The sequence below is a fragment of the Ruegeria sp. BC8 genome, from assembly GCF_056535705.1.
The window spans coordinates 1,952,432-1,972,002 of record NZ_JBQFIV010000001.1 but is presented as its reverse complement, the minus strand read 5'-3'; the positions used below and the strand labels follow the sequence as shown (position 1 = coordinate 1,972,002).

Here is a 19,571-nt window from a genome sequence, read left to right as displayed (position 1 = left end):
GCTTGGGTTTAGGCCGCGGCCACCGGGTTTTCAATGGCGCACTTGATTGCAGACCCATGGCCCGGATAGACAGGTTCGAACGAGGAGAGACCCGACCCAATGAACCAGTCCCGACAGCCCCAGACCGATGCCTACAGCCTGATCCTCGAAGCGATCGACGTGGGGGTGTACAAACCCGGCGACCGGCTGGTGGAAAGCGAACTGGCCGAGCGGTTCGGCGTGTCGCGCACCCCGATCCGCGAGGCGCTGCAGCGGCTCGAGACGCAATCGCTGCTGGAACGTGACGGGCGGTCGCTCATCGTGGCCTCGCTGGACCACAACCAGATGGCCGAGCTGTATGTCGTGCGGCGTGAGTTGGAAGGGCTGGCGGCCCGACTGGCCGCGCGCCACGCCACGGATGAGGAAATCAAAGTCCTGCAGGATATGGTCGAAGCCGATGACGCGCTTGTGGATGATCCAGTGGCTCTTTCCCGGGCCAACCGGCGGTTCCACGAGCAGATCCACCTTGCGTCGCACAACCGCTACCTTGTTCAGCAATTGGACCTTGTCCATCGCACCATGGCTCTGATGGCAACGACTTCATTGGCCGCGCAGGGCCGCGGTGAGATCGCTCAGAGTGAGCACAAGGGGATCGTCGAGGCGATCGCGGCTCATGACGAAGAAGCCGCCGGCCGGGCATTGAAGGAACATATCTCGGTCGCGTTCATGACCCGGCTGAAGCAGGATGCAATCCGGCGCGAGAAATAGCTTCGTCGTCTGGCTGCACTTCTTCGCTGGCCTGTCCGTGCTGGGTCTTGTCCCAGAAGAACGGTCTGACCGCCAGTTCCCACAGCGCCTTGTAGGCTGCTGCCACGCCCAAGGGGTAGTAGAGTGCCATGGTCGGGACCCACGGCAGCAGGAAACGGCGACCGCCGGCGATCACGCCCAAGCCTCCGACAAGGATGTTCGCGGCCTCGGCGGTCAGGAACAGGAAGACACAGGCGTGCAAGATTTGCGGAGCCAATACAGCTTCGAAAGGGTTCGTCAGCCCCAAAAAGGTCAGCCAGAAGACCCACAGCACCGGGGCAAGCAGGAATTGTCCGACCGTTCCCAGGAAAAAGGCTTGGACACCCAGAAAGCGCCACATCCCCAGATCGCGCATCAATGCCAGGGGCGAGCGCATGTGGACAAGGTATGTGACCATGAACCCTTTCAGCCAGCGCGAGCGTTGCTTCACCCAAGGCCAGGCGCGGAAATTGGCCTCTTCATACGTGGCGGTTTTCACTATTTCGGTGCGATAGCCCGCGCGGCTGAGCCGAACCCCCAAATCCGCGTCCTCGGTCACGTTGTGAGCGTCCCAGCCTCCCAATTCCAACAGCTTGTCCCTGCGGAAGAAGAACGTCGTTCCACCCAGCGGCACCACAAGACCCAACCGCGCGATTCCGGGCAGGATCACGCGGAACCAACCGCTGTATTCGATGGTGAAGCAACGCGAGCGCCAGTTGGTGCGCGGGTTGTAGTAGTCCAGAACACCCTGCAGGCAGACCACATCATCGGGCGCGCGGGCGAATTGCTCCACCACGGTCTCGATTTGGTCTGGCAGAGGCGCATCCTCGGCGTCCCAGACGCCCAAAATCTCTCCTCGGCAGAAATCCAGCGCATAGTTCATCGCCCGTGGTTTGGTGGTCAGGTTGCCAAGATCGGGCACCTCCAGCGTTCGGATCCAGCTGGGCAGGGTGGTCTGCGCAAGCGCTGACCGGGTGACGTCATCATGCTCTTCCAAGACCAGGATCACGTCCAACAGCGCCTTTGGATAGGTCAGGCGTGTTAGCCGTTGGATCAGCGCACCGGCGATTTCCCGTTCCTTGTGCAGCGGCACCAGGATGGACACGCAGGGCAGGCGGTGTTGCGCAAGCAAACCGTCTGGGTTTTTGGCCTTTTGGGGGAAGAGATACGATATCAACCCGGCCAGCCGAAGAATCAGGAACAGGATCAGCGTTGAAACTGCGGCCCAGAACAGCAGGGATAGCCCGGCATTCGGTTGCAGACCCAGGCCCACAAGCGCGGCCAGCGCCAAGAGGGTCGGCAGGAGACGTGAACTCGCAGTCCATGAGCGGCAGCTTTGCGATAGCGGCGCCCGCGTTTCCGCCGCCTCAGCCAAAGGTTTTGCGTAATGTCGGGCGATGGCTTGGTCGATGTCATCGGGTGCGGCCAGCACAGGCAGGACTGTCTGGGCGCAATCTGCCAACCCGTACCGTATTTCATCAAAGCGGTCTGGGTATGCCGTCGCGACCAAAAGCACGGGCCCGACTCGCAGCCACGGAATGGCGTTGTGCGTCAGCCAGAACCGCATCGGGCGCAGCGCGCAAAGGTCAGCGGGTGGCGGCGTGTTTTCCAGATCGGCGATCTGCAGCCCATGTTGTTGGCCCAGCGCCAACAACACATCGCCGCGCGAGGCCATATGCTCGCCAACCAGAATTTCGCCCAGAGGAGCGTTCTGCCGCTCCTGCAGTTTCAGGGCGTGATCCAGTTGAGCGGGGGTAATCACCCCCAAGTCGATCAGGCAAGTGCCCAAAGGTTTGCGGGGGCCAATGCCGGAAACCGGGGTCGCAGGCCCGTGACCCAGAAAATTCAATTCAACCATCATAGAACCCTGCCCGAAGTGTCGGGTCAGAGTTGCTCAATCAAGGTTAATTCCGGGTTAACGTTGATGCGGTCCGCAAACCTGCGGGATTAAGCGCGCACTTTTCGGTCGGCCATGGCCGCGGCAAACCGTTCAAACAGGTAAAAGCTGTCTTGCGGGCCGGGCGAGGCTTCGGGGTGATACTGAACCGAATACACCGGGCGATCGGACATGCGGATGCCGCAGTTCGAGCCATCGAAAAGCGACCGGTGGGTTTCAACCACCCCCGCAGGCAACGATTGGGCGTCGACCGCGAATCCGTGGTTCATCGAGGTGATCTCGACCTTGCCGGTTTCCAGGTCCTTGACCGGGTGGTTCGCGCCGTGGTGCCCGTGGTTCATCTTGATAGTCTTGCCGCCCAACGCCAGTGCCAGCATCTGGTGACCAAGGCAGATCCCGAAAATCGGCAGATCCGTGGTTTCAAGTATTTCCTTGATCATCGGCACAGCATAAGTGCCTGTCGCCGCCGGGTCTCCCGGGCCGTTGGACAGAAATACGCCATCAGGGTCGTGCGCCAGTACCTCAGCCGCGGTTGCGGTTGCAGGCAGGACCGTCACGTCGCAACCGGCCGAGGCCAGGCAGCGCAGGATGTTCCGTTTTGCGCCGTAGTCCAACGCGACCACCTTGTGCACCGGCGCTTCCTGCCGCTGGTAACCGTCCGGCCAGGCCCAGCGCATTTCGTCCCAGCGGTAGCTTTGGGCGCAGGTCACATCCTTGGCCAGATCCATGCCCTCCAGCCCGACGAAACCACGCGCCGCTGCTACCAGGGCTTCGATGTCGAAATTGCCCTGCGGATCATGGGCCAACGCGACATGCGGAGCGCCTTGCTGGCGGATCGCACGGGTCAACCGGCGGGTATCGACGCCACCGATGGCGATCCGGCCACGGCGGGCCAGCCAGTCGGTCAGCCGCTCGGCCGAGCGCCAGTTCGACGGCTCGGTCGGATCCCATTTCACGACCATGCCCGCGGCCACCGGATCGGCGGTTTCGTCATCGTCGGGATTGACGCCAACATTTCCGATATGTGGGAAGGTGAAGGTCACGATCTGCCCGGCATAGGACGGGTCGGTCATTATTTCCTGATATCCGGTCATCGCGGTATTGAAACACAGCTCGGCCTCGGTTTGCCCCGTGGCGCCGAACCCGGTTCCGAAGAAGAGCGTTCCGTCGGCCAGAGCCAGACATGCGGTGGGCTTGGACGTGGCTTGATGGGCCATGGCGCGACTCTCCTATCGGGTAAATCGGCGCATAACTAAGGGGGTTGGTGCCTCGGGTCAACCCTGTTCAAATTTTGGGCTATTGTTGTTTTTCAATGATTTAGCCTTATCTGTCTGCTGTTGTGCCTCGGATTTTGTTTAGATATGTTCGGGGTTCCGTTGCCATGGGGATGGACAGAACAGATGGATATGCGAACTCGGGTGACCACTGCCCTGAAGCAAGCAATGAAGGACAAGGATGCCGAGCGTCTGTCGACGCTGCGGCTGGTCAATGCCGCGATCAAGGATCGGGACATCGCGCTGCGCGCGGCCGGAAACGAAGAGGCCAAGGGCTGCGATGACGCGGATGTTCTTGAAATTCTTGGGAAAATGAGCAAGCAGCGCAAAGAAAGCGCGCGGGCCTATGAGGAAGGCGGTCGTTTGGACCTGGCCGAGCGCGAACTGCGCGAGGTAAAGATCATCGAGGAATTCCTGCCCAAGCAGTTGGATGATGATGAGGTCGCAAAGGCCATCCAGACGGCGATCACGGCGACCGGTGCCGGGTCGATCCGGGACATGGGCAAGGTCATGGGCGAGCTCAAGGCCAACTACACAGGCCAGATGGACTTTGGAAAGGTGGGGCCGCTGGTCAAAGACCACCTGTGCGCCGCCTCCAACGGCGACTGCTGACGCGCTTTATTCAAGCGCCGGTTCGCGCAGCCGTTTTACCAGATCATCATACAAGGCAATGCGTTCCTCCTCTGAGAGGAACGCGCCAATCTCGACCACCCGTCCTTCACCCGACAGGGTCACATAGTTCGGGACGGGTCCGCCGGCCTTGTGCATTTCCGGACGGGCCCAGTATCGATTGCAAGTCCATTCCTGCTGGCCGGTCCGGGCGCTGTGATGGATCAGGCGTGCTTGGGTTCCGGTAAGGGTCAGTACCTCAAACACGTTTCGGGACCGATAGTTCGCCTGGATCGCAAGCCATAGGCCCGCCACCGTCAACAGAAGGAACGGCAATAGCCCCCACAGCAGAACCGATCCCAGAACTGCCAGCAGGGGTATCAGTCCAAACAGGAAAACCGATAGCACGACGGCTATCGCGCCGCGCGGTGGCAGTGAATTGTGCGGCCAAAGGCGCAATTCCTGTTCCGAGTTCGAGCTGTCGTTCCAATGGTAGGGCATATTGCAAAAATAGCGCCTGCTGATCCGGTGTCGATTGCCAATTTCAAACGACGTGTCCGACCCTCGCCCAGGACAGCGCATCCTCAAGCCGGTCGTCGCCCCAGAACACTTCGCCCCGCGTGACAAAGCTGGGCGCGCCGAATACGCCCAGGCCCACCGCCGTTTCGGTTTCAGCTTTCAACGCGGTTTCGATTTCGGGGCTGCGCGCGCGGGCTAGGACCGGCAGCGGGTCCAGCTGGCAGCGGAACAGAGCCTCGGACATGGCGGTTTCACTGCCGGCTTCGATACCGTCCTCAAACCAGATCCTGTAAAGGTTTTGGGTAAAGCTCTTGCCCCATCCTTCCCGGATTCCCAGCAGCGCGACCTGGTTGGCCAATTCGAGGTTCGAAATCGGATAGGGGGCCGGCAGCTTGGCGTGGATATGGTACTTGGCTGCCCGGCGTTCGATGTCGCGCCACATATAGGCCGACTTGACGGGTTTGCCCGCAAACGGAATGTTCTTCTGTTCAGACATGACCGCGCGCACGTCGAAAGGGCGCCAGTTAACCTGTGCCTGGTGTTCTGCGCACCAATCGTCCAGACGCATGATGGTCAGGAAACTGTAAGTGCTGCCGATGGAGTACCAGAAATCAATATCGGGCATGGTGACCTCGGAGATTGGCCGGACATGCGGCGCCCCAAGGATACCCGATTTTCAACGATATTGCGACCGCCCGCGGAATGCGATGGCCGATAGAGCGCGAACAGTAAAAGAAAAACCCCGCCGTGAAGGCGGGGTTTCCTGTTTTCGGGAAGGGATCAGTGCGCGTGGCCTTTGTCCCAGTCTTCCTGCTTGGGCAGCTGCTCGAACGTGTGCTCGGGCGGCGGCGAGGGCAGGGTCCATTCCAGCGTATCCGCGTATTCGTTCCACGGGTTCGGGCGTGTTTCCTTGGCGCCCCGGAACAGGGCGTAGAACACGATCCCGAAGAACAGCAGGAACGAAGCGAACGAGACGAACGCACCGATCGACGAGACGAAGTTCCACTGAGCGAAGGCTTCGGGATAGTCGATATACCGGCGCGGCATGCCCTGACGGCCCAGAAAGTGCTGCGGGAAGAAGGTTAGGTTTGCACCGATGAAGAACATCCAGAAGTGCACCTTGCCCCAGAACTCCGAGTACTGACGGCCCGTCATCTTCGAGAAGTAGAAGTACACCCCGGCAAAGATGGCGAAGACTGCACCCAGGCTCATCACGTAGTGGAAGTGCGCGACGACATAGTAGGTGTCGTGGTAGGCACGGTCGATACCGGCCTGCGACAGAACCACACCGGTCACACCGCCGACGGTGAACAGGAACAGAAAGCCGAAGGCGAACAGCATCGGCGTCTTGAACTCGATCGAGCCGCCCCACATGGTGGCGATCCACGAGAACACCTTGACCCCCGTCGGAACCGCGATGACCATCGTGGCCAGCATGAAGTACGCCTGCTGGCGCAGCGACATTCCGACGGTGTACATGTGGTGTGCCCACACGACGAAGCCCAGTGCGCCGATTGCGATGATCGCCCAGACCATCGGCAGATAGCCAAAGATCGGCTTGCGCGAGAAAGTGGCGATCACGTGGCTGATGATGCCGAAGCCTGGCAGGATCACGATGTACACTTCGGGGTGTCCAAAGAACCACAGGATATGCTGGTACAGGATCGGGTCACCGCCACCGGCCGGATCAAAGAAGGTGAAGCCGAAGTTGCGGTCCATCAGCAGCATGGTGATCGCGCCCGCCAGAACCGGCAGCGACAGCAGAATCAGCCACGAGGTGACGAAGATCGACCAGCTGAACAGCGGCACCTTGAACAGGGTCATGCCCGGGGCACGCATGTTCAGGAAGGTGGTGATCATGTTGATCGCGCCGAGGATCGAGGAGGCGCCCGATACGTGCACGGCAAAGATCGCCAGGTCCATGGACATGCCGCCTTCGGTCGTCGACAGCGGCGGGTAAAGAACCCAGCCCACGCCCGAGCCGGCCTGGTCGTTACCGCCTGGGGCCAGCAGCGAGGCGATGCCCAGCGAGGTGCCGGCGACATACAGCCAGAAGGACAGGTTGTTCATCCGGGGGAACGCCATGTCCGGCGCGCCGATCTGCAACGGCATGAAATAGTTGCCAAAACCGCCGAACAGGGCGGGAATGACCACAAAGAACATCATCAGGACACCGTGATAGGTGATCATCACGTTCCAAAGGTGTCCGTTGGGCGTGCAGGGGTCGGCCATGAAGCCTTCCAGGCACATGTACTGAACGCCCGGATGCATCAGTTCAAGCCGCATGTAGATGGTCATCGCGACCGAGATGAACCCGGCAAAGGCCGAGAAGATCAGGTAAAGGATCCCGATATCCTTGTGGTTGGTCGACATGAACCACCGGGTAAAGAATCCGCGCTGGTCTTCATGATCGTGACCATGAATGGCTGCGTCTGCCATTTAGGTGCCTCCTGTTGCAAATAGACCGCGCAGCCGGACCTCTCCGGCGCGCGGGATTCCTGCTGGTTTTAGAATGCAAGGGGGCGGCCTTCAATGGCCGAGTTTGATCTGGATCAAGAATAATTGTCGCGGGGCAGGAGGACACCCGCGCGATATCGGCCTTGGATGACCGGTATCTGGGGATGATCGGGCGAATTGCAAGGACAGGGGCTGTCCAAGGGCGGAATCACGCCTTGACCCGCTGCGGGCTTGGCCGCAGAACAGCACGCAGCCCCTTTGTCGGAGACCCACCATGACCGCTTATGATCCCGAAAACATCTTTGCCAAGATCCTGCGGGGCGAGATCCCCTCGACCCGCGTCTACGAGGATGAGGACACGCTGGCTTTCATGGATATCATGCCGCGTGCGGACGGGCACCTTCTGGTGATCCCGAAAACGCCTTGCCGCAACGTGCTGGATGCCACACCCGAGCAATTGGCCGCCGTCATGACCACGGTTCAGAAACTGGCGCGTGCGGTCATGCGCGCCTTTGACGCCGAAGGGGTGACCATCCAGCAGTTCAACGAGGCGGCCGGAGGGCAGGAGGTGTTTCACCTGCATTTCCATGTCCTGCCCCGGCACGAGGGCGTCTCTCTGCGCCCGCCTGGTAAGATGGGCGATTTCGACGAGATCGCCAAACACGCCGAGCGCATCAGGGCTGCGCTGGCGTGACGGGTGGGGGGGCCTGATGCGTCCCTGAACAGGCATCGTGATCCCCAAGCGCCTGCAAGACTGAACAGACATGGTCGTGCTGCCCGTCGCAGGCGGCCGCGATCCGGGCAAGTTCGGTCTCGAGCCGGTGCAGTTTTGCAATCCGATCCTGCAGGTCCGCCAGTTGCCGCTCGGCGATTTCGTGTGCCCGGTTCAGATCGGCGCCTTGGGCGCCTTCCAATGACAGCAGGGCCTCGACATCGGCCAATGGCAGTCCAAGATCGCGCGTGTGTTTGACAAAGCGCAGCCGCTCGAGCGCAGCGCGGTCATAACGCCGTTGGTTGCCGGCGGTCCGTTCCGGCGGCGGCAGCAGGCCCCTGTCTTCGTAAAACCGGATCGTGGCGGTTTTGACGCCTGTGCGCCGGGACAAATCCCCGATCGAGAACATTTTCTGCAATCCCCCTTGAACCTCTAGTCACTAGAGGAATTAGGTATGGACCATGACCCAGACAAGGACACGACATCATGGCGCATGATCATTCCCACGCCGGACACAAACACCACGCCCAAATCGACGCCGATGCCGGAGACGCGCGGGTGGCATGGGCCATCGCGGTCAACATGTTTCTGACGCTGGCACAGGTGGTCGGCGGGATCTTTTCGGGGTCGCTGGCGCTCATCGCTGACGCGCTGCACAATTTTTCCGACGCGATTGCACTGATCATCGCGTTCTTTGCCCGCAAGATCGCGCGACGCCCAGCCGACCCGCGCATGAGCTTCGGATACGGTCGGGCCGAAGTGGTCGCGGCGCTGGTCAACTATACAACGCTGATCGTCATCGCCGTGTACCTGATGTACGAAGGGGTGACCCGGTTCTTTCAGCCCGAGCCGATTGATGGCTGGCTTGTGGTCTGGATTGCCATGCTGGCGTTGTTGGTGGATCTGATCACCGCGCTTTTGACCTATAGCATGGCCAAAACCAGCATGAATATCCGCGCGGCTTTTCTGCACAACGTTGCTGACGCGCTGGGATCGGTTGCAGTGATCGTGGCCGGGGTGGCTGTGATCCTGTTCAACTGGACCTGGGTCGACCCGGCCGTCACCATTCTGATTTCGCTCTACATCCTGTGGCATGTCCAAAGCGAGATCGGAGAAACGATCCGTGTTCTCATGCTTGGCGCGCCGCCCGATCTGGACCCCGAGGAGGTCGCCTCGGCCATTGAGGCAACGGACGGCGTGCGCGAGGTTCACCATGTCCACTTGTGGAGCATGCAGGAAAACCAGCCCGCTCTTACCGCGCATCTGGTGGTCGAAGACTGCGCCTGGTCGCAGGCTGACGAGGTGCGCGGTCTGGTGAAACAAACTATGCGCAACAGTTTTGGGATCGGCCACCTGACGCTTGAGGTGGAAATGGCCGGTCGGGCCTGCCCACAGACCATGCGGTTCGGCCATGCCACAGACCAATCAGGCGAAAACTGAGGCCCCAAAAACGAGAATTGCCGTTCCGATATGGGGTCGGAACGGCAGACTCGTAACCAAACACTTGATCGATTTTCGCGGGCTGGCCGCGATCACCGGTTAACATACCACTCACTCTTGAACGGTATATTCATGATACCTCAAACTGCGGCTGTTGTGTGGAAGGAAGAAGGAGATTCCCTAAATTTTATGGCAATTCGCGGCAATCTTCGGAAATTTGCGACCGTATTGAGAAACAGAAGAACCCTGCATCGAGGATTGTCGTTCCGCAGCGTCAGATTCTGCGATTCGAGACCATGGTCGATGCGAGGGGGTCAGGCCACCTCGGGGCCAAAAGCCTCAGTAAAGGTTTTGCGCAGAGCCACATCGACATCGGCCATTGTCACCGGCAATCCCAGATCCACCAACGAGGTCACGCCGAACTCCCGGATACCGCAGGGAACGATGCCCGAAAAATGCTCCAGGTCGGGTTCCACGTTGATCGAGATGCCGTGGAAGCTGATCCATTTCCGCAAGCGGATGCCGATCGCCGCGATTTTGTCCTCGGCTGGTTCGCCGCTGACGGTCAGCGGCTTGTCCTTACGCGGCACCCACACACCGACACGGCCTTCGCGGATTTCTCCGTGGACGTTGAACTCGGCCAGTGCCGAGATCACCCAGGTTTCCAGCTGTTTGACAAAGCGGCGGACATCATGGCCGCGCTTTCCGACATCCAGCATGACATACACGACCCGCTGGCCAGGTCCGTGATAGGTGTATTCGCCCCCGCGCTTGCTGGCATAGACCGGAAATCGATCCGGGTCGGTCAGGTCTTGGGGTTTGGCTGATGTTCCGGCCGTATAGAGCGGGGGATGCTCCAAGAACCAGATGCACTCGTCCGCAGTTCCGGCCGCAATCTCGGCCACCCGCGCCTCCATGAAGGCGACGGCGGTGTCATAGTCGGTCAGTCCGTCGGTGATCTTCCATTCCATGCGCGCCTCATAGCCGTCCTGCTGTCCAAGCGAAAGAGGTTAGGCGGCCTCGGCCCGGCATCGCTGCAGGACCTGAGCGTAGGTCTCGTTGCCCTGCGCACCCGTCAGCAGGTACTTGCCGCCAAAAACCATTGCCGGAACTCCGGTGATGCCTCGGCTGGTCCAGAATTGTTGCTTTTGCCGTACCGGGCCTGCATGCGCGCCCGATTCCAACGCCGCGCGGGCGGCGTCTGGGTCGAGCCCGGCGGTCTGAGCGGCATCCAGCAATACCTCAATTTTCGAAACATCCCGCTGATCTGTGAAATAGGCCTTGAACAACGCCAGCTTCAGCGGGTGTTGCCTGCCATGCGTTTCGGCCCAGTCCAGAAGTTGATGCGCAGCAAAGGTGTTCACGATCCGGCTGTCATCATTGAAATTGAACGTGAAACCCAAATCTGCACCCAACGCGGTCAACCGGTCTCGGGCCTGCTGGCTCTGCTCGGCGGTCGAGCCGTACTTTTCCATGATGTGCTCTCGCAGGTTCTGGCCATCTGGCCCCATTGCGGGGTTCAACTCGAACGGGTGCCACCGGAGCTGCGCCAGCACGTTCTCCTGCTCCAGCGCCAGATCAAGCTGGCGAAACCCGACGATGCACCACGGGCATACGACATCGGATACGATGTCGACTTGGATGACGGGGCGGGGATCGGGTGTGGTCATCGGATGCTCCTGCTGCGATGTGGCATCGGGTTTCATGACCCCACAGATATGGTTGCGGGCCGGGAATTCCAATGCGGTTGCTTTTGCCTCTTCACATCCTTTTGCCAAGCGTCTATACGCCGCCTACCAAGTCACAGGCAGTGCGGCCGTGGCGGAATTGGTAGACGCGCAGCGTTGAGGTCGCTGTGGGGTAACACCCGTGGAAGTTCGAGTCTTCTCGGCCGCACCATTTTCTTCAATATCAATTCACCCGTCGTTCCGTTTTGGGCGAGGGGCATCTTTGTGGCCAATCGTAAAATCTTGCCTGCGGTTTAAACGCGCCAAAAACGGGCACTTGATTTCGTCTGTAATTCGAATATCCATGAATTATGGAAAAAGTGATTCCCGACCGCCTGTCCACCTTGGGTCATCCGGCTCGGTTGGCCGTTTTCCGGCTGTTGATGCGCCGGTATCCCGATCGCATACCCGCGACCGAGATTGCCATGGCGTTGGACCTCAAGCCGAATACGCTGTCCAACTACGTAAACGCGCTGATGCAGGCCGGCCTTGTGACGCAGGAAAGGGTCGGGACGTCCTTGCGCTACTCGGTGGATATGGACGCCGTGCGGCAGACGTTCGATTACCTTCTGCTGGATTGCTGCCGTGGGCGTCCGGAACTCTGCGCGCCCAGTCCACTCAACGGCGTTGACGCGCATGCGGCCAAGGCCCCGCGTACCTACAACGTATTGTTCATATGCACCGGGAATTCCGCGCGTTCGATTTTCGCCGAGGCCCTGTTGAAGCAGCTTGGCGGCGACCGGTTCAACGTGTTTTCTGCCGGTACACGTCCGCGGTCCCAGTTGAACCCAGCGGCGCTTGAGGTGCTGCGGCAGAATGGGCACGACATCTCGGACCTGCGCGCCAAGAATGTAAGCGAGTTCCAGGCCCCGGGCGCGCCGAAGTTCGATTTCGTGTTCACCGTATGCAATCAGGCTGCGAACGAAGACTGCCCCGCCTGGCCCGGGCAGCCGGTCAGCGCGCATTGGGGTATGCCCGACCCGGTGAAGGCCGAGGGAACAGAGGCCCAAAAAAGCTTTGCCTTCCAGCAGGCCTATGGTGCGCTGCGCAACCGGATCCTGACCTTTTCCTCGCTGCCGTTCGAAACCCTAGACCGTATGTCCCTTCAGAAGGCCGTGGATGACATCGGCCAGATCCATACCGGAGAAACCGCATGACTGTTTATGCTCTCAACGGCCTTGGCCGCATCGGCAAGCTGGCCTTGAAACCCCTGCTTGAGAAAGGGGCGCAGATCGCTTGGATCAATGATGCGGTTGGGGACCCCGCGATGCACGCGCATCTGCTGGAATTCGACACCGTGCATGGCCGCTGGGCCGCCGAGTTTCGCCATGACGAAAGCTCGGTCACCATCGACGGCGTGCGGTTGCCTTTCATCGGAACCCGCAACCTGTCTGATCTGCCGCTTGAAGGCGTCGACGTCGTCATAGACTGCACCGGGGTCTTCAAGACCGAGGCAAAGCTGGCCCCTTACTTTGACGCCGTTGTGAAGAAGGTGGTGGTCTCGGCGCCTGTCAAAGATGGTGATGCGGCCAATATCGTCTTTGGCGTGAACGAAGGCACCTATGACCCGGCGCGCCACCGCATCGTGACCGCGGCCAGCTGCACCACGAACTGCCTGGCCCCGGTGGTCAAGGTCATCCACGAGAGCCTGGGCATCCGGCACGGCTCGATCACCACGATTCATGACGTCACCAACACGCAGACGATCGTGGACCGTCCGGCCAAGGACCTGCGCCGTGCCCGGTCGGCGCTGAACTCGCTGATCCCCACGACAACCGGCAGCGCCACGGCGATCACCCTTATCTATCCCGAACTGACGGGTCGGCTGAACGGGCATGCGGTGCGGGTGCCGCTGCTGAATGCCTCGCTGACCGATTGCGTGTTTGAGGTGGAACGCGAAACCACCGCCGAAGAGGTGAACGCCCTGTTCAAGGCCGCGGCCGAAGGGCCCCTGGCCGGCGTTCTGGGCTATGAGGCACGCCCGTTGGTCTCGACCGACTATACCAATGACACCCGGTCCAGCATCGTGGATGCACCATCGACCATGGTGGTGAATGGAACGCAGGTAAAGGTCTATGCTTGGTACGACAACGAGATGGGCTATGCGCACCGTCTGGTGGATGTCGCGATGATGGTCGGGGCATCGCTTTGACCAGCGCTTCCCAACGTCCGGACGGGCTGTCGGCCTATATCTCCGTCACGGCAGCCTATTGGGCCTTCATGCTGACCGACGGTGCCCTGCGGATGCTGGTGCTGCTGCATTTTCACACGCTGGGCTTTTCGCCGGTTCAGCTGGCCTATCTGTTCGTGCTGTACGAGATCGCCGGGATGGCCACCAACTTGGCCGCCGGGTGGATCGCCGCGCGGTTCGGTCTGACCGCGACCCTGTACGCGGGGCTGACGATACAGGTGCTGGCCTTGCTGGCGCTAGCGCAGTTGGATCCGGGCTGGACCATCGGTATGTCCGTCGCCTTCGTGATGGTCGTGCAGGGTGCCAGCGGCGTGGCCAAGGACCTGACCAAGATGTCGTCGAAATCGGCGGTCAAGCTGTTGGCCCCCACCGAAGGTGGCGGGTTGTTCCGCTGGGTCGCGGTGCTGACCGGGTCGAAGAACGCGGTCAAAGGGGTGGGCTTCCTGCTGGGAGCGGCCTTGTTGGCCGGGTTCGGCTTCACGGGTGCCGTGGTGGGCATGGCGGGGGTCTTGTTCCTGATCCTGGTGGCGGTGCTGCTGGCGATGCCGCCGGGGCTGCCCAAGGGCCGCAAGGGCGCTAAATTTTCCGAGGTCTTTTCGAAATCGGCCAATGTGAACTGGCTGTCCGCGGCGCGGGTCTTCCTGTTCGGGGCGCGCGACGTCTGGTTCGTCGTCGGCATCCCGATCTATTTCTACGCCGTGCTGTCGGATGGCAGCGAAGCCGGCAACCGCTCGGCCTTTTTTCTGGTCGGCGGGTTCATGGCCTTGTGGATCATTCTGTACGGCATTGTTCAGGCTGCCGCCCCGCGTCTGCTGCGGGCAGGGGCGCGGGATGAGGCCGATCTGGTCGCAGCAGCGCGCAGCTGGGCCTGGGGGCTGGCCTGCGTGCCGGCCGTCCTGACGGTGGCTGCGCTGATGTCCTCTGGGCCCGCGCCGTGGCTGACGCTGACGCTGGTGGGTGGACTGCTGGCCTTTGGCGCGGTCTTTGCGGTGAATTCCTCGCTGCATTCCTATCTGATCCTGGCCTTCACCCGGGCCGAGCGGGTGACGATGGATGTGGGCTTCTACTACATGGCCAATGCGGGCGGGCGGCTGTTGGGTACGCTGCTGTCCGGCCTGACCTATCAATGGGGCGGGTTGCCCTTGATGCTCGGGACGGCGGCCGCCATGGTCGCGCTTTCCGCCTTGGCTGCGGGGCGCTTGCAGCCCCACACAACTTCGGAGATCTCTGCATGAGCGTATTTGAACGGTATCTGTCCCTGTGGATCGCGCTGGCAATGGCCGCCGGGATCGCCATCGGCTCATTCGCGCCGGGTTTGGTCCAGGCCATCGCGGCGGCCGAGGTGGCCAATGTCAACCTGGTGGTGGCGGTGCTGATCTGGGCCATGGTCTATCCGATGATGGTGGGGGTGGACCCAAGCAGCCTGCGCGACGTGGTAAAACAGCCCAAGGGGCTGGCGATCACGCTGGTGGTCAACTGGCTGATCAAACCCTTTACCATGGCGGCGCTGGGCGTGCTGTTCTTCGAATACGTCTTCGCCGACCTGATCGCGCCCGCCGATGCCCAGCAATATATCGCGGGGCTGATCCTGCTGGGTGCGGCGCCCTGCACGGCAATGGTGTTCGTCTGGTCGCATCTGACCAAGGGGGACGAGAACTATACCCTGCTGCAGGTGTCGGTGAATGACATCGTGATGGTCTTTGCTTTCGCCCCGATCGTGGCCTTCCTGCTGGGTGTGACCGACATTTCGGTTCCGTGGCAGACGCTGGTCCTGTCGGTTGTCCTGTTCGTGGCGCTGCCCCTGGCGGTAGGTGTCTGGACGCGCAACCGGCTGGGCTCGGCCGAGCGGATCGAGGCGTTCCGCGACCGGGTCAAATCATGGGGCGTTGTCGGCCTGATCGCGACCGTCGTCATCCTGTTCGGCCTGCAGGGGCAAGTGATCTTGGACCGCCCGATGGTTATCGCGCTGATCGCCGTGCCCATCCTGATCCAGTCCTACGGGATCTTTGCGGTGGCTTATGCGGCGGCTTTTGCCCTGCGCGTGCCGCACCGGATTGCGGCGCCCTGCGCACTGATCGGCACGTCCAACTTCTTTGAACTGGCGGTGGCCGTCGCCATCAGCCTGTTCGGCCTGAATTCGGGTGCGGCTCTGGCCACGGTGGTGGGCGTTCTGGTCGAGGTGCCGGTGATGCTGTCGCTGGTGGCTTTCGCCAACCGGACGCGCGGCAGTTTTGCCGAGCGCTCGGAACAATCTCCAAAGGACGTCCGGGCCTAGCAATCCGATGGTGGAAATCTGGCGTCAAACAGTGGTAGACGCCTAGCGCGGACCCGGCTTGGCCGGGCGCCGCACTTTTGTCTGGGCCACAAAAAGGAACGTGCACTGATGGCTGGGTTTCAATCTCGGGCACATGCTGATCGCAGCGAAGTCACTCGCGCTGCGCGCTTGTCGGTTGCGCCGATGATGGATTGGACCGATCGGCACTGTCGGTATCTGCACCGTTTGCTCAGTGCTGAAACGCTTTTGTACACGGAAATGGTGACGGCCCCTGCTCTGGTACGGGGTGGAGCGCTGCATCTTCTGGACCATAGCCCCGAGGAACATTCCGTCGCTCTGCAATTGGGCGGATCTGACCCGCAGGAGCTGGCTCAGGCGGCCGCATTGGGGGCTGAGGCCGGATATGACGAGATCAACCTGAACTGCGGCTGCCCGTCGGATCGGGTTCAATCAGGAACGTTTGGAGCCGTCTTGATGAAAGAGGCGGGCCGGGTCGCCGATTGCGTGGCCTCCATGCGGGAAGTTGTTGATGTCGATGTCACGGTCAAATGTCGGATCGGCGTGGATGACCAAAACCCCGAGGACGTATTGCCCGACTTTCTGGATCGGATTCGCGCTGCCGGCTGTCGGCGCGTGACGATCCACGCCCGCAAGGCTTGGCTTCAGGGGCTTAGCCCCAAAGAAAACAGGGACATACCGCCGCTGGACTACGACCTGGTTCACCGGATGAAGGCTGATTTTCCGGATCTCCACATCTCGATCAACGGAGGCATCACGACACTGGCCGAAGCCCAGGTGCATCTGGACGCCGGACTGGACGGAGTGATGATCGGCCGGGCTGCTTATCATCAGCCGACCGATATTCTGGCCGATGCCGACCCGCTGATCTACGGGTCGGGGCAAAAGGCGGACCCGGTTGAAGTCGTGATGAAAATGCTGCCCTATATCGATCGGCATCTTGCCGGCGGGGGGCGGTTGCACCAGATCACCCGACATATGCTGGGATTGTTCGCAGGACGCCCGGGTGCTCGTGGTTGGAGGCGCGCTTTGTCCGAAGGCGCGGTCAAAGACCATGCCGGACCTGACGTGGTTCTGGACGCGCTGTCCCGCGTGGCACCGGATGCCGAGGCGGCGCAGGTAATTTAAGACGGCCCACGGGCCGGGGACCAAGGGGGACGGATGCCCGATACGATGTTGCTGGCCCAGATGCTGGGCCTTTTGCTTGTGATCGGCGCGCTGGCCGGTGTTTTGGCTGGCCTTTTGGGAGTCGGTGGCGGGATCGTTCTGGTGCCGGCCTTCTTCTACGCTTTTCAAACGCTGGGATATGGTGGCCCGCAGCTGATGCAGCTGTGTCTTGCGACGTCACTTGCCACGATCATCGTGACTTCGGTTCGTTCGGTGCTGAGTCACAACAAGAAAGGCGCCGTCGATTGGGATATTCTACGCGGTTGGGGTCCGGGTATCGCTGTCGGTGCGATTGTTGGCGTACTGGTCGCCTCGGCCCTGCGCACGGAAGCGTTGCAGGCGCTGTTCGGTATCCTTGGAATGGTGATTGGCGCCTATCTGGGACTTGGCAAGTCCGAATGGCGATTGGGTGATGCCATGCCCGGCGGGCTGAAGCGGTTGGTGATTTCGCCTTTGGTCGGGTTTCTGTCGGTGCTGATGGGAATTGGCGGCGGCAGCTTTGGGGTGCCCCTGATGAGCCTCTACAACACACCGATCCATCGGGCCGTTGCGACGGCCGCGGGCTTTGGCGTGATCATCGCCGTACCCTCGGTACTGGGCTTTCTGTTTCTGCCGATCGCAGCTGAACACCGTCCGCCGCTGACCATCGGCGCCGTCAATCTTGTGGCCTTTGGCGTGGTTGTTGCGATGACGATGATCACCGCGCCCTGGGGGGTGAAACTGGCCCATGCGATGGACCCCAAGCCGCTCAAACGCGTGTTTGCCGTGTTCCTCACGTTGGTGGCGCTGAATATGCTGCGCAAGGCAGTGGGGTGGTAAGGCCTTTTTGGTCACGGGGGTGGGAAGTATTCCCCTACGACCAGCCCATAGCAGACTGGGTGGCCCACGCCCTACCACTGGCGCAGCAGGCCGCCAGTGACCCAGCCCACCGGCAGTGGTTGGATTGCGAAGGCACCTGGTTCATCGGCGTCGATGCTCTGCCCAATGACGGGGCAGGGCGTGTCGGGGCCTCAGCCCCGTTGAGCGGGCAGGCTGTCGCGTTTCTGGTTGAACACTATGAATCGATCAAATTGCACAAGGGGCAGGTCTCGGTCGTCTATCCCGGCTATCCGCGCCCGCGCAGGGGCGAGAACGAGGCGGCGGCCCGATACCGGGCCAAGCGCGACGCGGCGCATGTGGATGGTCTGAAACCCGGCGGCCCGGACCGTCGGCGCAAGATCGACGAAACTCACGCATGGGTCCTGGGTATTCCTCTGACACAGGCGAGCGCAGATGCCGCGCCTCTGGTCGTTTGGGATGGCAGCCACAAGATCATGGGCGCGGCTTTCAAGGCTGCGTTGGCCGGTGTTCCGCGCACCCGGTGGGCGCAGACCGATATCACCGAGGCCTATCAGGCCGCTCGTCGCGAAGTGTTCGAGACCTGCCCGCGTATCGAAGTGTCGGCCTCGCCCGGCGAAACCTACGTGTTGCATCGCCATTGTCTGCATGGGGTCGCGCCTTGGGGGGCGGGGGCAACGGCGGGGCCGGACGGACGGATGATTGCCTATTTCCGGCCCGAGCTGCCGGGCGGTGTGGCCGAATGGATCGAATCCCCGTAACCTTCTGCCATTCTTTGGCTTTGGAGGCTCAAAATGATTACGGTCCACAAGAATTCCGACGGAGCATTGATCGAAATCGAATTGTCCGGCGAAGTAACAAGCGCCGATTACACAAGCACTCTGGTTCCCGCAATCGAGGCTGCGCTGGCGGAACATGACGCCGTCCGCCTGCTGGTTATCGTCGGCCCCGAGTTCAAAGGCTACGATCTGGGCGCTGCTTGGGAAGATACCAAGCTGGGCCTAAGCCATTGGCGCGGCTTCGATCGCGCCGCGGTCGTCGCAGACAAGGGATGGGTCCAGACCAGCGTGCGCCTGGCTGCGCCGCTGATGCCCTGTCCGGTGCAGGTATTCGAGCTGGCCGAGCTGGAAGAAGCGCGCCGCTGGATCCGAGAATCTCTGGGCGCGATCCACATAGTGGATTTGGGCGGGCCATGCGTGCAGGTCAGCCTGATGGGTAAGCTGGACCCCGAGGAATACGAAAAGGCCGAAGCCGATTTGGATGCCATCCTCGGCGACCGGGATGCGTTCCGGTTGCTGATCGATCTGAGGGAATTCGATGGCTGGCAAGGGCTGACCGCTCTGGCCGCGCATTTCCGTCTGGCCCGCGGTCACGTGGGAATGCTGGATCGGGCAGCCATCGTCGGCGACAAGGCATGGCAGAACATCGCGCAGCGCGTGGGTGGCCACATTCTGGGTACACGTACCCAGTTTTTCCCGTCCGAAGAGATTGAAAACGCCAAAGCGTGGCTGGCTGCCGGATGACGGTTGCGCGCGGCCCGAAAGAATGGGCCGCGCTGCGCGTCCGGGGGTAAATCCTGGATTGACACCTGACGCTGTCGCGGGCCGGTCCAACTTGTTACGTTACGTCCTTTTCGCCCAGCCGCGGTGCGCGAAGGCATTGTAACTGTTGAGTCTCTCCGGC

Annotated in this window: 20 protein-coding genes and 1 tRNA gene; 13 read left to right on the top strand and 8 right to left on the bottom strand. The window is 61.3% G+C overall.

Annotation, left to right across the window (positions count from 1 at the left end; all coding sequences use genetic code 11):
• Positions 1-99: 99 nt before the first annotated feature.
• Positions 100-747, top strand: a complete 648-nt coding sequence (locus ACR3EK_RS09995; RefSeq protein ID WP_480633293.1) for a GntR family transcriptional regulator — start codon at positions 100-102, stop codon at positions 745-747.
• On the opposite strand, the gene ACR3EK_RS09990 is transcribed toward ACR3EK_RS09995, so the two are convergent.
• Entirely contained in the window at positions 704-2,623 is a 1,920-nt protein-coding gene (locus tag ACR3EK_RS09990; protein WP_480633292.1) for a glycosyltransferase family 2 protein, read from the bottom strand. The two genes, ACR3EK_RS09995 and ACR3EK_RS09990, sit on opposite strands and share 44 nt — an antisense overlap.
• An 89-nt stretch (positions 2,624-2,712) precedes the next feature.
• Positions 2,713-3,879 (bottom strand): glutamine-hydrolyzing carbamoyl-phosphate synthase small subunit, encoded by a 1,167-nt coding sequence (carA, locus tag ACR3EK_RS09985; RefSeq protein WP_170458619.1) that lies wholly within the window; start codon positions 3,877-3,879, stop codon positions 2,713-2,715.
• A gap of 183 nt (positions 3,880-4,062) precedes the next feature.
• Between carA and ACR3EK_RS09980 the strand changes: the two genes are divergently transcribed.
• Positions 4,063-4,548 (top strand): GatB/YqeY domain-containing protein, encoded by a 486-nt coding sequence (locus tag ACR3EK_RS09980; protein ID WP_170338416.1) that lies wholly within the window; start codon positions 4,063-4,065, stop codon positions 4,546-4,548.
• A gap of 6 nt (positions 4,549-4,554) precedes the next feature.
• On the opposite strand, the gene ACR3EK_RS09975 is transcribed toward ACR3EK_RS09980, so the two are convergent.
• The 3 genes from ACR3EK_RS09975 to ctaD form a co-directional block, all read right to left on the bottom strand.
• The gene (locus tag ACR3EK_RS09975) at positions 4,555-5,046 is read right to left on the bottom strand and encodes a DUF2244 domain-containing protein (RefSeq protein WP_170358612.1); all 492 of its coding nucleotides are present in this window, start codon (positions 5,044-5,046) and stop codon (positions 4,555-4,557) included.
• A gap of 43 nt (positions 5,047-5,089) precedes the next feature.
• A complete protein-coding gene (locus tag ACR3EK_RS09970; protein ID WP_170358614.1) occupies positions 5,090-5,689 on the bottom strand; it encodes a 2-hydroxychromene-2-carboxylate isomerase in 600 nt (199 codons plus the stop codon).
• A 155-nt stretch (positions 5,690-5,844) separates the two neighbouring features.
• Entirely contained in the window at positions 5,845-7,503 is a 1,659-nt protein-coding gene (ctaD, locus tag ACR3EK_RS09965; protein WP_170337942.1) for a cytochrome c oxidase subunit I, read from the bottom strand.
• A 292-nt stretch (positions 7,504-7,795) separates the two neighbouring features.
• Here ctaD and ACR3EK_RS09960 point away from each other — a divergent pair, with 292 nt between their 5' ends.
• The gene (locus tag ACR3EK_RS09960) at positions 7,796-8,215 is read left to right on the top strand and encodes an HIT family protein (RefSeq protein WP_093962481.1); all 420 of its coding nucleotides are present in this window, start codon (positions 7,796-7,798) and stop codon (positions 8,213-8,215) included.
• Here ACR3EK_RS09960 and ACR3EK_RS09955 read toward each other — a convergent pair.
• Positions 8,196-8,642 (bottom strand): MerR family transcriptional regulator, encoded by a 447-nt coding sequence (locus ACR3EK_RS09955; protein WP_480633291.1) that lies wholly within the window; start codon positions 8,640-8,642, stop codon positions 8,196-8,198. The genes ACR3EK_RS09960 and ACR3EK_RS09955 overlap by 20 nt on opposite strands.
• A 77-nt stretch (positions 8,643-8,719) precedes the next feature.
• Here ACR3EK_RS09955 and ACR3EK_RS09950 point away from each other — a divergent pair, with 77 nt between their 5' ends.
• A complete protein-coding gene (locus tag ACR3EK_RS09950) occupies positions 8,720-9,673 on the top strand; it encodes a cation diffusion facilitator family transporter (protein ID WP_480633290.1) in 954 nt (317 codons plus the stop codon).
• A gap of 314 nt (positions 9,674-9,987) precedes the next feature.
• Here ACR3EK_RS09950 and lipB read toward each other — a convergent pair whose 3' ends face one another.
• Together lipB and ACR3EK_RS09940 are read right to left on the bottom strand one after the other, a co-directional pair.
• Positions 9,988-10,644 carry a lipoyl(octanoyl) transferase LipB gene (gene lipB / locus ACR3EK_RS09945; protein WP_170449513.1) on the bottom strand — a complete coding sequence of 219 codons (657 nt, stop codon included), beginning with the start codon at positions 10,642-10,644 and terminating at the stop codon, positions 9,988-9,990.
• 39 nt (positions 10,645-10,683) lie between these two features.
• Positions 10,684-11,343, bottom strand: coding sequence for a DsbA family oxidoreductase (locus tag ACR3EK_RS09940; protein WP_222457192.1), 660 nt, complete (start codon positions 11,341-11,343; stop codon positions 10,684-10,686).
• Between the two features lie 142 nt (positions 11,344-11,485).
• Between ACR3EK_RS09940 and ACR3EK_RS09935 the strand changes: the two genes are divergently transcribed.
• From ACR3EK_RS09935 to ACR3EK_RS09895, 9 genes are all read left to right on the top strand, one after another.
• Positions 11,486-11,572 (top strand) — tRNA-Leu (locus ACR3EK_RS09935).
• Positions 11,573-11,711: 139 nt separating this feature from the next.
• Positions 11,712-12,557 (top strand): arsenate reductase/protein-tyrosine-phosphatase family protein, encoded by an 846-nt coding sequence (locus ACR3EK_RS09930; protein WP_480633289.1) that lies wholly within the window; start codon positions 11,712-11,714, stop codon positions 12,555-12,557.
• Positions 12,554-13,552: an ArsJ-associated glyceraldehyde-3-phosphate dehydrogenase gene (locus ACR3EK_RS09925; protein WP_480633288.1), complete on the top strand. Its 999-nt coding sequence runs from the start codon at positions 12,554-12,556 to the stop codon at positions 13,550-13,552. Before ACR3EK_RS09930 ends, ACR3EK_RS09925 begins: the two co-directional genes overlap by 4 nt.
• Complete coding sequence (gene arsJ / locus ACR3EK_RS09920; protein ID WP_170366406.1) at positions 13,549-14,826, top strand: organoarsenical effux MFS transporter ArsJ; 1,278 nt, start codon at positions 13,549-13,551, stop codon at positions 14,824-14,826. Before ACR3EK_RS09925 ends, arsJ begins: the two co-directional genes overlap by 4 nt.
• The gene (arsB, locus tag ACR3EK_RS09915; RefSeq protein ID WP_480633287.1) at positions 14,823-15,866 is read left to right on the top strand and encodes an ACR3 family arsenite efflux transporter; all 1,044 of its coding nucleotides are present in this window, start codon (positions 14,823-14,825) and stop codon (positions 15,864-15,866) included. The genes arsJ and arsB overlap by 4 nt, the downstream gene beginning before the upstream one ends.
• 108 nt (positions 15,867-15,974) lie before the next feature.
• Positions 15,975-17,012, top strand: a complete 1,038-nt coding sequence (dusA, locus tag ACR3EK_RS09910) for a tRNA dihydrouridine(20/20a) synthase DusA (RefSeq protein ID WP_480633286.1) — start codon at positions 15,975-15,977, stop codon at positions 17,010-17,012.
• Between the two features lie 33 nt (positions 17,013-17,045).
• Positions 17,046-17,870 carry a sulfite exporter TauE/SafE family protein gene (locus ACR3EK_RS09905; protein ID WP_170337959.1) on the top strand — a complete coding sequence of 275 codons (825 nt, stop codon included), beginning with the start codon at positions 17,046-17,048 and terminating at the stop codon, positions 17,868-17,870.
• Between the two features lie 59 nt (positions 17,871-17,929).
• Complete coding sequence (locus tag ACR3EK_RS09900; RefSeq protein WP_260063204.1) at positions 17,930-18,649, top strand: hypothetical protein; 720 nt, start codon at positions 17,930-17,932, stop codon at positions 18,647-18,649.
• Positions 18,650-18,682: 33 nt separating this feature from the next.
• Complete coding sequence (locus ACR3EK_RS09895; protein WP_170337963.1) at positions 18,683-19,411, top strand: SpoIIAA family protein; 729 nt, start codon at positions 18,683-18,685, stop codon at positions 19,409-19,411.
• Positions 19,412-19,571: the final 160 nt, after the last annotated feature.